The sequence below is a fragment of the Granulicella pectinivorans genome, from assembly GCF_900114625.1.
In the GTDB taxonomy this organism is placed as follows: domain Bacteria; phylum Acidobacteriota; class Terriglobia; order Terriglobales; family Acidobacteriaceae; genus Edaphobacter; species Edaphobacter pectinivorans.
The window spans coordinates 1,743,905-1,758,621 of sequence record NZ_FOZL01000001.1 but is presented as its reverse complement, the minus strand read 5'-3'; the positions used below and the strand labels follow the sequence as shown (position 1 = coordinate 1,758,621).

The 14,717-nt window shown below is 54.9% G+C and carries 12 protein-coding genes; 4 read left to right on the top strand and 8 right to left on the bottom strand.

Annotated features, from left to right (window positions below; all coding sequences use genetic code 11):
• Nucleotides 1–55: 55 nt before the first annotated feature.
• The 7 genes from BM400_RS07085 to BM400_RS22940 form a co-directional block, all read right to left on the bottom strand.
• Nucleotides 56–3,130 carry a sensor histidine kinase gene (locus BM400_RS07085; protein WP_175528905.1) on the bottom strand — a complete coding sequence of 1,025 codons (3,075 nt, stop codon included), beginning with the start codon at nt 3,128–3,130 and terminating at the stop codon, nt 56–58.
• 288 nt (nt 3,131–3,418) lie between these two features.
• Nucleotides 3,419–3,715: a hypothetical protein gene (locus BM400_RS21600; RefSeq protein ID WP_141223834.1), complete on the bottom strand. Its 297-nt coding sequence runs from the start codon at nt 3,713–3,715 to the stop codon at nt 3,419–3,421.
• Between the two features lie 99 nt (nt 3,716–3,814).
• Nucleotides 3,815–4,333, bottom strand: a complete 519-nt coding sequence (locus tag BM400_RS07075; protein WP_089841585.1) for a Dps family protein — start codon at nt 4,331–4,333, stop codon at nt 3,815–3,817.
• 126 nt (nt 4,334–4,459) lie between these two features.
• Nucleotides 4,460–4,828 (bottom strand): hypothetical protein, encoded by a 369-nt coding sequence (locus tag BM400_RS07070; RefSeq protein ID WP_089837939.1) that lies wholly within the window; start codon nt 4,826–4,828, stop codon nt 4,460–4,462.
• 127 nt (nt 4,829–4,955) lie between these two features.
• Complete coding sequence (locus tag BM400_RS07065) at nt 4,956–5,726, bottom strand: alpha/beta fold hydrolase (protein ID WP_089837938.1); 771 nt, start codon at nt 5,724–5,726, stop codon at nt 4,956–4,958.
• Between the two features lie 583 nt (nt 5,727–6,309).
• Nucleotides 6,310–6,780 (bottom strand): helix-turn-helix transcriptional regulator, encoded by a 471-nt coding sequence (locus tag BM400_RS22945; protein WP_425432402.1) that lies wholly within the window; start codon nt 6,778–6,780, stop codon nt 6,310–6,312.
• A gap of 467 nt (nt 6,781–7,247) precedes the next feature.
• Nucleotides 7,248–7,688 carry a helix-turn-helix domain-containing protein gene (locus tag BM400_RS22940; RefSeq protein WP_425432401.1) on the bottom strand — a complete coding sequence of 147 codons (441 nt, stop codon included), beginning with the start codon at nt 7,686–7,688 and terminating at the stop codon, nt 7,248–7,250.
• A gap of 780 nt (nt 7,689–8,468) precedes the next feature.
• Between BM400_RS22940 and BM400_RS07045 the strand changes: the two genes are divergently transcribed.
• The gene (locus BM400_RS07045) at nt 8,469–9,092 is read left to right on the top strand and encodes a response regulator (RefSeq protein WP_089837932.1); all 624 of its coding nucleotides are present in this window, start codon (nt 8,469–8,471) and stop codon (nt 9,090–9,092) included.
• Between the two features lie 162 nt (nt 9,093–9,254).
• The gene (locus BM400_RS07040; protein ID WP_089841582.1) at nt 9,255–9,890 is read left to right on the top strand and encodes a response regulator transcription factor; all 636 of its coding nucleotides are present in this window, start codon (nt 9,255–9,257) and stop codon (nt 9,888–9,890) included.
• An 80-nt stretch (nt 9,891–9,970) separates the two neighbouring features.
• Here the strand turns inward: BM400_RS07040 and BM400_RS07035 are convergent, their stop codons facing one another.
• Nucleotides 9,971–10,747 (bottom strand): alpha/beta fold hydrolase, encoded by a 777-nt coding sequence (locus BM400_RS07035; RefSeq protein WP_089837930.1) that lies wholly within the window; start codon nt 10,745–10,747, stop codon nt 9,971–9,973.
• 460 nt (nt 10,748–11,207) lie between these two features.
• Here BM400_RS07035 and BM400_RS07030 point away from each other — a divergent pair, with 460 nt between their 5' ends.
• Together BM400_RS07030 and BM400_RS07025 are read left to right on the top strand one after the other, a co-directional pair.
• Nucleotides 11,208–12,317 (top strand): DUF5700 domain-containing putative Zn-dependent protease, encoded by a 1,110-nt coding sequence (locus BM400_RS07030; protein ID WP_089837928.1) that lies wholly within the window; start codon nt 11,208–11,210, stop codon nt 12,315–12,317.
• Nucleotides 12,318–12,730: 413 nt separating this feature from the next.
• Nucleotides 12,731–14,659 (top strand): M13 family metallopeptidase, encoded by a 1,929-nt coding sequence (locus BM400_RS07025; RefSeq protein ID WP_175528903.1) that lies wholly within the window; start codon nt 12,731–12,733, stop codon nt 14,657–14,659.
• Nucleotides 14,660–14,717 lie beyond the last annotated feature (58 nt).

The window sequence follows — 14,717 nt, the reverse complement described above, 5'->3', positions numbered from 1 at the left end:
AAGACCTCCGATTGATTATGAAAATCTTTTCACTCCAACGGCGCCACGTAACTGTTCACGCCGTCGTGCCTGTCGTATTGCTATTTCGCACCAGCAATTTTGCAAGAAACTCAACCGTACGGGAACGGAATGCGCGGGAAGCAGGAATCTTGATGCGGACCTCAGTTCCTCCGACAGGACGTCTTGATACCTTGACCTGGCCGCCAATTTTAACTGCACGCTGGCGCATACTGGACAAGCCCCAGTGACCCCGCTTGCCCCCCTCCTCCATAATGATCGGATCGATACCAACTCCGTCGTCACATATACAAATCTCGAGTGCATTGCTCGAATAGAGAATCTGCACCTCGATTTGTTTCGCATTTGCATGCCGAAACGCGTTCGACAGGCTCTCCTTGATGATCTTGAGCACTTCCTCGCTCACTGCGGGTTGAAGCTCTCGCTTTTTCCCCAAGTTCGCAACACTGAAGCGGCTAACTGATAGGAGGCCGACTTGTTGTCCATATGCAACGATGGTCTCTTCAAAATCTAGAGATCGAGCTGGCGTGCTTTGGTCAAAGATCAAACTCCTTGCCGAGGCCATCACTTGATTCACCTCATCGAAAGCCCCATTCAGCTTGTCCTTTGCTGCTGGCTCCATGGGTATCCGTGATGTAACGGCATTGATGTGCAGTAGGCCCCCTTCGACTCCCTGAAAGAGAGTGTCATGGAGATCGCGCGCGATCCGTTCCCGTTCCGAAAAGCGTTCGGTGAGGCGTTCGGTAAGGCTGCGTTTCATCGTTCGCATACGAAGGACGAATCCTAGATACAAAAGAGCCCCGAGACTCGCAGCTACGGCGATCTTAAACCAAATGGTTTCGAGCCATGTCGGTTCCACTGTCAAGTTGACGCTAGCTCCAGACGGACTCCAGAGTCCCGAATTATTGCAGGCAACGACACGAAAGGTATATGTTCCAGCCGGGACTTTGGGATATAACGCCTGACGCCTCGTACCAGCATCGATCCAATCTTTGTCATAGCCGACCAATTGATATCGGAACCGAACTCTCTCGGGAATCAACAGGCTCGTGGCCGTATAACTTATCTCTAGTCCCCTCGTAGCCGGCCCCAAACGAACATTGGAGGCCATGGACTTGCTTCCTTCCGTGGTTCGAATCGTCGTAATCCATACCGGCGGCGCGACGTGATTACTTGGGATATGAAGAGCATCGATTCGCTGGAGGGGAGACCCGGTCGTCAAATAGAGCATCCCGTCCGCCGCGACCGCTGCAGTGGGATTCCCTGACAACATTCCCGGTATGCCGTTTAGCCCGTCCAAGTAATCAAAGAGCTTCCACTTAACCGGGTATTCCGCATTACGATCCCAGCCGGAGATTTCGTCGTGAGCTATCTGAAAGACGCCGCTGCCAGAATTAATCCAGAGATCGCCATTCGATAAGAAGACCAGACCGCTGACACCTCGAATGCGTTGTTCATCACTGAACATGAAGGGTCGGAACTTCCCATGATTGAAGACCTCTATTCCATAATCCCCTCCCAGCCAGAGAGAACCGTTTCGTTCCGCCAACACCCGCACGTCGCCAATGTTCAAGCCGTGGGAAGAACCGAACAGCGTCACTTGTCCAGACGAGATCGTGGCAAGAGTGTTCTTTCGGAAGCCGAACCACAAATCCCCTCGGAGGTCACGGAGGGCCACTTGGGCCATGGTGTCGGGCAGTCCGGCGAGTCCTCCCCGTCTGCTCCATCCATGCTTATCCAGCCGGTAGAGACCGTTGCTTCCGATCGAGGCCCATAGCTCATGTGAAGAATCCTCAATCACCGTTTGTACGTTGCGGGAAATCCCGTTCAACGACCCGGGCAACGGGACAGCGTGAAGCTGACCGTTCTGAAAGTGCCATAATCCGCGAGTTGCTCCAACCCAAACGGTACCGTCGTCGGCTTGGTAAACGCACTTTGCATCGGATAAATTAAACTTCTGTGAAAGATACGTCACGGTACCCTGGATCACTTCCGCGAGGCGATCAGTACCAATCAGAAGTCGAGGAAGGGAGCGGCTTGCCGGGAGCGTGATCTTCGGATAGTTGATCGGTACCTCTTGAAACGGAACTGAGCGAAACTGATCGAGACCTCGATTCGTGACAACCCACACGCTCCCTTCCTTGTCCTCGAGCACGATATATGCCCATCGGTCTGAAAGACCCTCCCCCCGTCCAAACATCTCAACTTTCGGCACGCTGCGGGGGGACGCAAGTTGCGAAAAGCCCGTGAAGCGCTGTATACCATCCTTTTCAGTTCCCACCCAGATCGCTCCGTCTCTGGTACCGTACGCGTCGTATGGATGCGAGCTAGGTTTCATCAGCGTGTGACTGATAATTGTTGAATGGCTCATGCTGAAACTCATGATTGATTTCATGCCACTCCAGCACAATATGCCCGGGCCAGCTGCCAGATCACATCCGTCGAAGCTCATCCCCTTGAAGCCGGCTATAAAATCCTTAGCACCGCGCCCAAGGACTCTCAGCCCCTCGCCAGAACGAGATGGTAACCACAAATTGCCATCCCGGTCGACGGTGAAGCTTCCTTCTGCTCGCTTACCGAAGCCGTTCCCGTCGACAAAGGAAATTACATGATTGTCCTGGATGTACTGTAGACCTCCGGCTCCGACAATCCACATTCGCCCATCGTTGTCTTCCGCCATCTCTGGATGCTGGCCCGAATGAAGTCCATCCATTTCAGTAAAATTCGTTATCTGATCGCCCTCAATGCGGGTCACGCCGCCGCTTGCGTAGGTGATCCAAAGGCTACCGTCATGCGCAACAAGAATTAAGTACATGCGGTCAGCAAGCAAAGAGCGGCCAGCCGGCGGTTGATATCGCTCAAAGGCTACACCGTCAAATCGATAAAGACCATCATCAGTGGTGAACCAGAGGAAGCCATCTTTTCCTTGCACCGCACCGTTGATACCGTTCGGGACGCCATCCCGAACGGTCCACGATCTGTGGTACATCCCCGCTAGAGGAGTCTGGCCAAGCAGCGGATAAAAAGAAGGTACGGCGATCCAGCAGATCATCGCCAGACCCAGCAAAGTCCACCCACGGCTCACTCGTTCCGCCGTTGCAGATGTGCTCATGCCGTCCTCGTTATTCGAGCGAGCTCTTTGGTTGCCCCTCCCGACGATCGTTGACGGTAAATTTGGACCGGCCATCCGACAACCCTCCGCAGAATTTAGAGAGCAGAGAGCGAGACCTGCGCCTGGAGCGTTCGCTAGCTCATTCTGGACATTATTGTAACTTTGATAAGGCACACCCTCGTCAAGATCTTCTGTCCGCGACAGCTCACGAGCTGTCGTCGGTTACAGGAGCAATTGGCGCATCGCTAAGAGGATCGGGCCATTCTTATTACGCGTCAATTGGCGCTCTTAACTTGAAGATTCCGCAGAATCCTCGAGGGAACGGACGAACCCGAAAGACTGGGCAAGCCGGCTGGCCGCAGCTATCGTGACAGATCGCCAGCACATTGTTGTTTCTGGAGCAAGCGACGTCAGTTCTTCAAGCCAAAGATGACAAGCACGACGCGCCACCTCCTCGCCATACAGCTGACGAACGGAGAGATGGAAGGCACCGAGTTCTGCCTCTGCTTCCCGGATTATCTGCTGACAACCCGCATCAGCTTGATCGATTCTTTCGAATGCGTGGCTGAAAATCGCAAGAGTCATCGGCCCCTCTCTTTTCATGGATCACGAGCAGACCTATTCGCTGACGAATAGGCCACATTGCGGACCACGTTTCACATGACGCCTGGATCTCATGATTCTTCAGGCGCGGGTACTCTCAAACAGAAACCACGATCGGCGCTGCGCCTGGTCAATCCAGTTCTCAAGAAGGCTCGCAGTTGCGACGTCCCCAGCAAGATCACAGAGCTCGTGCGTTGAAAGCATCCTGAGCGTAAGCGCCTTCTCATCTTCATGAAGCTCTGCCAACATGTCGGCTGGAGCTACATGATCAGATTCGTTATCAACGACAGTCTGCAGCCGGGAGATTTGCCCGATGGAGCGAATTGTTGTCCCCCCCGTCTTGCGCACACGTTCGGCGATCTCATCGGTCATAGAGAACAGCTGATCCGCATGTTCATCAAGCATGAGATGAAAGTCTCTGAAATGAGGCCCTGACATGTGCCAATGAAAGTTCTTGTTCTTGATATAGAGAGCGAATACATCGGCAAGAAGAACGGTGAGCGCCGAGGCCACCGCCACCGAGGCCCCGATCTGGGTTTCTGCAGATTGCAACAAAGGCGTATCGCGCTTAACCGCAACAACATTCGCATCAGACTTCATAGACTCACTCCAAGAGATCAAGGTCCAGATTTACTGGCGTTCTCGAAACGGCAAGTTGCATGGGGGACTTCACACGACGCTGGCGGACCGCATCTGGTGTTGGCACGCCACTGATCCGGCTTCCCGCTATTTCAGCGCGTCGCCCGTCTTCTCCGTTGCGTCTCTAAAGGCAATTGCGGTCTTGTTCCCGGCCTTCACCGTATACCGCACGGTGACCTTCGCCCCATCCTTCGTGCCAAGCCATGAATCGACGGCACCCTTCTTAGAGACCTTGCCAATTTCCACGGTGGTCTTGTCCGTGTACTTGATCGTCTGCTCGCTGCGGTCCTTCACTTTGACGACTACCTTCCTGGATCCGTGATCGACGTGTTTGACGATTCCGGTCACTGCGTGAGCCACGTCCTGGGCTAGACATGTGGGAACTGTCATCATGCAAGTCACCGCGAATGCAAGACCCACAACGAGTTTCACTGAAAACGATGCGCTCTTTCTCATCTGTTTATCCTTGCATTGAATCGTTTGAATACGGAATATTGACGGAGCCGGTTGCCGACATCTCCGGTTTGCGAAGATGTCGGCATGGTCGAAGGGAATCATCTGCAACTTCTACAGGGTGCCGAGCTCACTTCGATAGCGTGATGGCCTTCTCGATAACCGCAGCGACCTCTTTGGGGTGCGACAGCATCACAACATGGCTCGCCGGCAATACGGTCGTCGCCGCATTCATCTGCTTGGCCATGCTCTTCTCTTGCTCGGGCGAGATCATGCGATCATTGCTGGAAACGATGTATGACGTGGGCTTGTCGTGCCACGCGGCCTTTGTCACCTTGGCTCCAAAGATCGCTCCGGCGGTATACGGCTGTACCGCAACCAGAATGTTCTTTTCGGATTCGGTGAGATCCTGAGCGAAGTTTTCCTTGACGCCCTGTGGGGTGAGAAGGAGGAAGCCATCGGCCTGGGGAGCCAGCGTATCCATTCCCGGCGGCTTGGGGAATGACTTGCTGATCTCGACGATGTTCTCGCCGCTATCGGGAGCGAATGCGGCGACGTAAACGAGGCCGGCCACCTTCGGCTCATTGCCGGCTTCGCTAATCACTACGCCGCCGTATGAGTGTCCGACCAGAAGGACTGGCCCGTCCTGAGCTTCAATGACACGTTTCGTGGCAGCCACGTCGTCGTCGAATGATGTCAATGGAATCTGCACCGAGACTACATGCAATCCCTTGGCCTGTAGAAGCGGGATCACTTTGGACCAACTTGAGCCATCGGCAAAGGCTCCGTGAATAAGAACGACGTTCTTGATGGGGGCTGGTGTTGATTGTGCCATGAGATTTCCTCCGTGGTTGAATAGGGTGATTGCGGCAGCGAGCGCTGCCCGAGCGAACGACTTCATGATTCCTCCTTCGGCAAGTGCTGCTCCCCTACTTGTAGAGGATTGCCTCAATGCTTCTAACCTAGAGGACGTCGATTCGATTCCTCTTGTCAGATCAGATCGGTCTTTGGGGAATAGGTGAGAACTATTTGCCTTACAGATCCCGCAAGAGAGGTGGTGGCGATCGTGAGGCTGCAACGACATCCATTGGGAAGGCAGCACTACCTGCTCGCGAACGCATATATGAGCGTCTTCGTCTGCGCTCCACGAGAGAGAAAGAGGTTACTCTTTGCCGACTAAGTCATGCGGACGCGCAAGAGTCATACCACCGCAGGAGCGCCTATAGATTCTCCTGCAACGGCGGGCGTTAGCAGCGGCTATGGCATGCGAGATGCCAGCAGGAGAAAAATATGCAAGAGAACGGGTTGTAAGTATGTGGCAGCCCAATTGCGAGCAAGTCGGCAGCGTGGATGGAGACGTCACAACAGGCTTCCGAAATCGTTCCAATGTTTCTATGAGTCTGCGCCCCACCCTGTGTTGAGTTCCACGAATCAGCGCCTGAATTCGTCTGGCCGAATTCATTGCTTGTGCATATTAGAACTGCCTATGCGAATCTTGCAGCCAAGTGTTCACGGCGAAATCGCCCTGGCGATACTCGTGTCGCACGAGTGAAGCTTTCGGTGAAAGTCGCTTGGTCTGCATAGCCAATCGTCTGTGAGATCTGGCCGAGGGATAGATCGGACGTTAACAGAAGTTCCTTGGCACGCTGTATGCGTATCTTCATGATGTGCTGATGAAATGGGCTTCCGAAAGTTTGACGAAATACCCTCGCGAAATGGCCAACTGAGAGCCCGCACTGGTCCGCTACGGACTTGATTTTGATTTCCCTACGGGATGAACATGATAATGCTTCTTCCACAATTCGCTTATGACGCGGAGATAATCCTCCCGAGAACTCAGTTGCAGTCTCGTTTCGGTTGCCGTATTGCTGGAGGAGATGAAAATAGAACGAGTGAACAAAGTGGTCCGCTATTGTTGTTTGGGATACTGGCGTTCGCTCAAGCAGCCGACACATCACTCGTGAGAGATGAATTAGAACAGGATCGCAGTCAAGGTAGGGGCTCTTCAAAGAATCAACTTCGCCGAGTTTCCAATGCGCGGCCAAACATCGAATCGCGGCGATAGGCACACGGTACTGGATGATCGGAGTCTCCAGTAATTGCGAAAGGACCATTAAGGAGCGCGGTCCAAGGATGCTAACCTCTCCCGGTGTCTGTGTGAACGCCCCGTCTGCCTCGCTCCGAGTTGTACCGGTCCCCTCTAATGTCGTCCCCGTCCCGATATACACCGTGACTAAGAATTCATCGCGAGGCACCGAGATTCGGTCGCCATGTCTTGGCACTAATGCAATGAGGGTTACATCATGGAGACCATCAGTCGATGAGAAGAGTGGCCCTTGATGCCCGCGGCCAAGGCTTGGATGTAGTCTCAGCTTCCACATTGAATTTGTCCGAACTCCATCCATTGCCGGCTCACTCACCTTCAGCACGCCTGCGGCAATCCTGAAGCATGCGCTGGGTTGAGCCGTTGCGTCAGGAACTGTTTTCGCCACGTCGAAGGCGAGATACCAGTCGTTGCGCTGAATCTCCTCGTGAAGCTGGATTGATCGGAGAAGCCGCATTCAAGCGCAATCTGTGAGATCGATTCTTGGCTCTCAGACAGGAGAGAACAGGCGTGGGAGATTTTGCGCTGAACGACGTATTGATGAAAAGGCATTCCATAAGTCACTTTGAAGAGTCGTGCAAAGTGACAGATGGACAACCCACAGTGAGATGCAAACAGTTCGAGCGAAACCTCGTGTTTGCCAAGCTCCGAAAATGCTGTCTCCAGTTTTATCCGTTGCCAGTGCGCGAGGCCGACGACCCGGCAACGCGATGGCGTGGGACACGTTGATGCTCTTTCAGAGACGTGAGTACACAGCATGCTGACCATACACGACTTGGTGTAGTTGTCGATGTGTGGCGAGGAATGAGTTTGTACAATACCTAGCGTCATTTCGAAAGCCACCGGGTCCGCTATGACTCTTGTAGCGTGTAGATCGGCGTGTGCACACGTGCGGTGCATATCGAGCAGCGACGTCGAGACGTGTAATGAGAGATCACCGAGGGCGGTAGGCGCCCCTCGCTGGTTTCTTGAGGAGGGTCGCCCGATCGCATTCTCAGGTTCGCGAAGGGTGATTCCGATCGTTACAAAGCGTTCAGCACCATCCGATTGACAGCTCATTGACCGCGTCGCTATCCAGAGCGTGCTGAAGTCGTTCTCATGCCAAACGTGGATTCCCGCGGCTGACCGTCCAGCCAAAAATCGATCCGCAGTCAACTGCCCTTCAAGAATGGACATAAACGACTCCTTAAGTTCCGGCTCTCGCGCTGGCTCCTCGCTGTGTCGAATACTCCCATCTTCCTTTGTTCCCTACAGGTATGGAAGCCTCTATCAGGCGAAAGTTAGCTAGTGCATTCGAGGGGGGAGGGTGAGCCGCGGCAACCATTTCCGTCCTGGAGACAAAGCTGAAATAATGCTTTCGAGGGGGGTGGCGGCGATGGTGGCAGGAAGATGGAACCGCACGGGTCACGATCAAAGGGTGATCAGGGCCGATATTCGTCGATTTACCCCTCAGCAAGCATTGGCCCCCCGGCAGGGCTACCTTACGCCTGTGCGATTAACCTTCCAAGTCGAAATCTTGACGATTGGGGAGACTGGCGAATGAGTCGTGCCATTCGAATCCTAATCGCGGAAGATCACCCTCTTATGCGATCGGGGATCATTGCAGAAATTAGCGCCGAATCCGACCTGGAGGTGGTAGCTACAGCAGAAGATGGGCAACAGGCCGTCGAACTATTCCGAGTCCACCAGCCTGATATTTCGCTGATTGACATCAGGCTTCCCAAAATGAACGGCTTGCAGGTGATCGAAGCGATCCGCCTTGATCATCCGTCCGCCCGTGTCATCGTGCTGACGACAGCCGCAGGAGACGCCCACGCGGTGAGAGCCTTCAAGGCCGGCGCCGCGAGTTATCTTCTGAAGCACATGCTTCGGGACGAGCTGATCCAGGCCATCCGTGACGTCCATGCTGGCAAACGCCGAATTCCGACCGAAGTAGCGAAAATCATGGCTGAAAGCTCGCTTACTGATCCGATTACGGGGCGAGAGATCGAGGTTTTGGCTCGTGTGGCAGAAGGACTTTCAAACAAAGAAATAGCGGCAGTCCTTTTCATTTCGGAATATACGGTGAAGGCACATCTCAAGACGATTCTGCAGAAACTCGGAGCAAATGACCGCACTCACGCGGTCATGATTGCGTTGCAACGTGGGTTTCTAGACGCGTAGGTCTCTGTGTGGCCGAACGTGCTGAATGTCGAAATTTATGAATGCAGCGTAAATCTGTCAAGACCTTCGCGAGGGGATCGGCATAGCTTTGGGTTGTGGCGAGCGCGCCTAGACGATCGCGCGATGGTTACGACAGTTCCTGAGCTTTCCGTAGGAGTTCCCGTGTCGAAGATTCGCGTCTTGGTTGCAGAAGATCATCCGCTCATGAGAGCCGGAATCGCCGCAACAATCGATGCGGAACCAGACATGGAGATAGTCGGCTTGGCCCAAGATGGTGCTGAGGCCCTTACCTTGTTTCGGACGCTAAATCCCGACGTGTCCTTGACCGATCTTCGGATGCCTGTCCTCGATGGCCTGGGGCTCATAGAAGCCATACTCGCGGAGCAGCCTCACGCAAACATCGTCTTGCTGACGGCATCCGTCGCCGACATTTCAATTAAACAGGCTCTACGCGCCGGAGTTGCGAGCGTCCTACTCAAGCACATGTGCCGTACGGACCTGATTGAAACCATTCGTGCGGTTCATCGAGGAGAACGGCCTCTCTCGAGCGAAGTCAAAAGCCTCTTAGCGCACAACACGGTCGGCGAAGCGCTCACAACAAGAGAGATCGAAGTTGTCAGGCGAATCGCCAATGGCAAATCCAATCGAGAGGTAGGGGAAGAACTGGGGATCTCAGAATATACGGTTAAGGGGCATGTTAAGGCTGTCATGACGAAGCTAGGAGCAAGTGACCGAACGCATGCGGTGATCATCGCGCTCAGACGAGGCTTTCTCAACATGGATGCGCCGGAGTCGTAGATGAGCTTGGATCGGCAGAGAGGCTTAGATGCGCTAGTGAGATCTCGGGCTCATTAAAGGAGCTCGATCGTCGGTAACCATCACAATCGCTCGGACACAAAGCTCCTGATTGCTGCTGCCAGTTGTATCGGTTCATCAATTGGAATCAGGTGCCCGCTGTCAGCAATCACTACCAGCTCTGAATTGGGGATCCTCGAGAGCACTTCACGCTTATGCTGTTCGACGGAGTCGAGATTGTCAAGTCCACCGGCAACGACGAGCGTGGGAACGATGATCTTTGAAGCGTCAGACGAGATATCTTCGAGAATTCCGATGGTGGGCCAGGCTTGGGTAGCAGCAGGCGATCCAGAGAGGCTGTCCTCCACAATCCCCTCAACAATATCCGGGGCATGGCTCTTAGCACTGAGAAGGCTGATGGCTTGAAGAACCGTCTCGCGATTGTCATACGCATGGAGCTGTTGCTGGAGCGCCTCTTCAGGAAAGTGCCTCGGTACAGGAGCGGCTGGCGCGACAAGAATCAGACCGCGAAGGCCGCTTGGTCGCCGTGATGCGAGGAGTTGAGCTACTTTTCCTCCCATTGAGTGGCCAACGAGCACGTAGTTGCGGAGTTCGAGTTTGTCGATGATGCCAAGCGCCTCATTCGCCAGGTCGTCCACCGCAAACCCGGCCGTCGGTCCCTCGGACCGTCCCCATCCCCGCGAATCGTACGCTACGCAGCGGTAAGAGTCGCTCAGAGCTGATATGACTGCGCTCCAGGTCCGATGGGTTCCACCCCAGTAGTGCAGAAACAACAGGGCAGGATCGCCGGAACCCTCATCTTCGATGTTAATCGCGAGATGGCCGATTGTGAATTTCATACGTACCCTCCTTTTTCAGAGTGCTGGATCCGGAAATATTCTCACTCGCACTGGCGCGCATGCACGGTGCCAAGCAAGCAGCAGCGAACCGGCCTTACACCGGCACGCCAACATTTAACCATTCCAAGTTCGGGGCATCTTTGCGAATAGACGCTAATTTTGTCCAAATTCACACGGTGCGACGGATCGATGCATTCCCGCGCGCCTTCCTGTGCTTTCCTCGCGTAATTCGGCTGCGTGAGGCTTCCATCTCTATCCAGAGTGTTCCCAGGGGATATGCGATGTCTACTTTTCCAAATTTCGCGCTGGAATGACGCGCACAGCGCGAGTTCCGGGCGGTACCCTCCGTGGTGCATGAGTTCGCAAGCGAGTTTTCAAGGGTTGCGACGCTGATGTTCTTGTACCTCAAGACGCAGTACCTCCGCTGGTAAAAGGAACCGCCCTAGGGCAGCGCACAGATATGACACAGCTCATTACAAAGATCATCTCTCTTTTCGCACTCGGTCTGACCGTCGTCCAAGCGAACGCTGCCACCGTGTCCGTCTCCCTCGATGCGGAGTCAGCAAAGACGCTGCTCCATGCCTTACAGAACACTGGACTGTCGCACGAGGAGAGCTTCAGAATCGCGACCATGCCAGGAAACCAGGGCATCATCCGCAAGACAAGAGAGTTTGGATTCGACGCGAATACGCATAACTTCGCGGATGCTCTTTATGCCTCGGCTCACGGCCAAATATCTGACGATCGGGTGGCACAGTCCTACGACTTCGATGCACTCAAGCCAAGAGTGCCGCAGCTCCTGGCGTTCATTGAGCAGATCACGGCAAGTCCAGAGACCTTCCAACGTGTCATGGAAAAGCGCACAGAAGAGTTCACCCCGCAGGGTACTGATCTTCATCTGCAGGGCTACGTTGTTGCTGGCGGAGACGGTGGCGGGTATGCCTTCGGAGGGACCGACTTCTATCTGAATGTCCGGTACCAGGATGAATTCATCACCGCGCGGGTCAATACAACTCATGAGCTGTACCACGCGGTGCAAGGAGCATTTGCGACATCTCGCGGAACCATGGGAGATCTTCCTTCGCTCCAAGGCATGAGCAAGACGCAGCAGGCTTGTATCAAGACAAAGCAACTGTTCACGAATGTATACGAGGAAGGCTCTGCCACTTATGTCGAAGATCTCGCTCAACTGCGGACATCACACTCGGAAACAGCGATGAGGCAGAGTGCGGACCTGACCGATGGCATCAAACACGCTCGGTGGTCAGCTTCCCTCCTGGAGATGTCCGTCCTGTCCCTGAATGCGCCGAATGCCATGGACTTTGATGAGGTATACGGCGTCGACTTCTTTGGGCACGGCATTCTCTATAACATCGGATATGTCATGGCCAAGGGAATCGCGGATCAGGATGGGTCAGCTGGTCTGGCGGCATTTCTGAAGCTGCCCCCTGAACAATTCATCCTCCGCTATACCCAACTCGCGGCTTACGGCAAAGATCACGATCATCCAATGCTTGGGCCAAACACCATCCAGGCGGCGCGGCAGACGCTCAAGGGCTGTTCTCTTTAGACACGGACGCGATACGATCCGTTGACACTGCTGCATACCGGACGCATCTATCCAGCGCATCGCCTTCTCGCGCTTTGGAAGACCTGCGCACTCAAAGATGCGGTTGAGGCACATCATGTCGCGCATCTCACGTGGCAATCGTCCTGAAGACCGAAGCCGGGAGAGCCTTCATTCGAGTAAAGATTCCCCAAAGGTGCGTTCTTCTGCCAAGACCCGTTTACAGGCCTTTGTAGACTCGTGGAATGAGGGTTCCACGAAGGCGATATCAAGACCTATCTGGTAGAGCAAAGCTCCTTACTCACGCTGCGCTCGCAATGCGGCCAGGCATGTTGAAGCTCTGTGTCTTGCTTCTTTACTTCCCCTTCTGGCCGGTCTCTCATGCTCAGAGTGCATCTCACCTCGACAGCTCCGTAATGCGGAGCGACGCAGACCCATGCGTCGACTTTTACCGTTACGCCTGCGGACGTTTCGCCGAACAGAACCCACGCCACCCCGGCCAGACTTACCTCTTTCTGAATGAGCTTCAGGGACAGCCCACCTTTGAGTTGCTGGCAAGAACTCTGGGGCAAGAGACCCGCTCTGGCACTGGCACTCCCACCGAGAAGGCGCTTGCAGCCTACTACGATTCGTGCATGGATCGAACATCGATCGATCGCGAGGACCTGCGTGCCCTCGCCTCGCTCCGCTCGAAGATCGAAGACGCAACCACGCCAGCAGACTTCGGCAGAACTCTCGCGGCGCTCGCATCGGTACACACTATGCCGCTCTTCCGCGTCACACCGGAGGCTGATCAACGAGATACAAGGAGGCAGATACTCGCACTGAGTACGCCGACGCTAACTCTGCCAAGCGGTGGTTCTTATCTTCGCTCTGCGGACGCGGACCAGGTGCTCTTGAAGGCGTATCGACTTCACGTCCAGCAGGTTCTTTTTCTAAGCGGCTATTCCTCAAAGCGTGCTGTTGCCGGTGCCGCTCAGATCCAAGAGATAGAAACCGGCTTCGCAAGGGCGAGCGTTTCGGCGACAGCTGCCAGGGACCCTAGGAACCAATATCACATCACCTCGGTCGCGGACCTGAGCGCACTCGTACCCGGCATCGACTGGAACGTCTTCTTCGCAAGCGCAGGCGTCCCGACGCCGAAGGAGATCAACATCGTCTCCCCGACTTCCTTGAAGGCTGTCCAACAGCTCCTTGCCACGAAGGATCGCTCGGCGCTGCGTGCTTACCTCACGCTTCGCTTGATCGAGTCCATCCCGCCCATCTTGCAGCCATCGCGCCTGGCAGCGGAGAATCGCCTATTCGGAGCTCTCATCGGGAGCAACGCAGAGGGTTTGAGCAAAGCCGAAAGTTGCGCGATCGAGACCTATTACGCCAGGTCGGATGACATGGTGCGGCTCTTCCTTGCGCGCTTTGCCCCAGAGACCCTGAAGACCGATGCGACACCTCTCGTAGAAGAGATTGAAGCGCAGATGAAGATAGATATTCAGCGGGCAGAGTGGATGAGTCCGGGAACGAGGGAGCAGGCTCTACACAAGCTTTCGCTCATCGCGAATAACATCGCCTACTCCTCTCTCAGTGATGACTACAGCGCACAACCTGTCCTCCATCAACGCGCACTGCAGAACTACCTTGTAGCAGCAGAAGCCAAATTTCGGCGGCGTATGTCTAAGATTGGCGGCCCCACCGATCGTCTGGCTCCCAGCCTCGGCCCCCTGTCGGACGGCGCCGCCTACGAGCCGGACCGCAATGAAATCGAATTGCCGGCGGCCTCCCTCATGCCTCCCAGCTTTGACCCCAAAGCGTCACCTGCGGAAAACTATGCCCGCATCGGCTTCACAGCGGGGCATGAGATCGTGCACGGCTATGACGATGAGGGAAGGCAATATGACGGACTTGGCCAGCTCAAGCATTGGTGGACCAAGGAAGATGCTGCTCACTTCAACGACCGTGCAGCCTGCTTCGTCTCGGAATACGGCAGCTTCGCCATCGACGGAACCCACCATGTGAATGGAAGCCTGACCCTGGGGGAAAACATCGCAGATAACGGAGGACTCCACCTAGCCCTCGCCGCATTCCTATCAGCCGCTGCCCGTGAGGGTACGGACGTCAATCTTGCCGATGATGGGTACACCCCATTGCAACGCTTCTTTCTCTCCTATGCGCAGAGCACCTGCTCGTCCGTCGACCCGCAGGCCGAGCGAGTCCAGGTGGAGACCAATCCACACACCCCCGACCGGTTCCGCGCGAACGGTGTTCTACGGAATACCCCGGAGTTCGGAAAAGCTTTCTCCTGCAGTAAAGGCCAGCCCATGATGCCTGTGCAGACCTGCCGTATCTGGTAGCCCAGACGACTGCTTGATGAAGCCGTCGTATAGAACCTTTCGTTCGTTCCTATATTCC

Coding starts and splice junctions, on each gene's coding strand:
- BM400_RS07085 (WP_175528905.1), bottom strand. CDS start 3,130: ATGAGCACATCTGCAACGGCGGAACGAGTGAGCCGTGGGTGGACTTTG.
- BM400_RS21600 (WP_141223834.1), bottom strand. CDS start 3,715: ATGACTCTTGCGATTTTCAGCCACGCATTCGAAAGAATCGATCAAGCT.
- BM400_RS07075 (WP_089841585.1), bottom strand. CDS start 4,333: ATGAAGTCTGATGCGAATGTTGTTGCGGTTAAGCGCGATACGCCTTTG.
- BM400_RS07070 (WP_089837939.1), bottom strand. CDS start 4,828: ATGAGAAAGAGCGCATCGTTTTCAGTGAAACTCGTTGTGGGTCTTGCA.
- BM400_RS07065 (WP_089837938.1), bottom strand. CDS start 5,726: ATGAAGTCGTTCGCTCGGGCAGCGCTCGCTGCCGCAATCACCCTATTC.
- BM400_RS22945 (WP_425432402.1), bottom strand. CDS start 6,780: ATGTGTCGGCTGCTTGAGCGAACGCCAGTATCCCAAACAACAATAGCG.
- BM400_RS22940 (WP_425432401.1), bottom strand. CDS start 7,688: ATGCTGTGTACTCACGTCTCTGAAAGAGCATCAACGTGTCCCACGCCA.
- BM400_RS07045 (WP_089837932.1), top strand. CDS start 8,469: ATGAGTCGTGCCATTCGAATCCTAATCGCGGAAGATCACCCTCTTATG.
- BM400_RS07035 (WP_089837930.1), bottom strand. CDS start 10,747: ATGAAATTCACAATCGGCCATCTCGCGATTAACATCGAAGATGAGGGT.
- BM400_RS07030 (WP_089837928.1), top strand. CDS start 11,208: ATGACACAGCTCATTACAAAGATCATCTCTCTTTTCGCACTCGGTCTG.
- BM400_RS07025 (WP_175528903.1), top strand. CDS start 12,731: ATGCGGAGCGACGCAGACCCATGCGTCGACTTTTACCGTTACGCCTGC.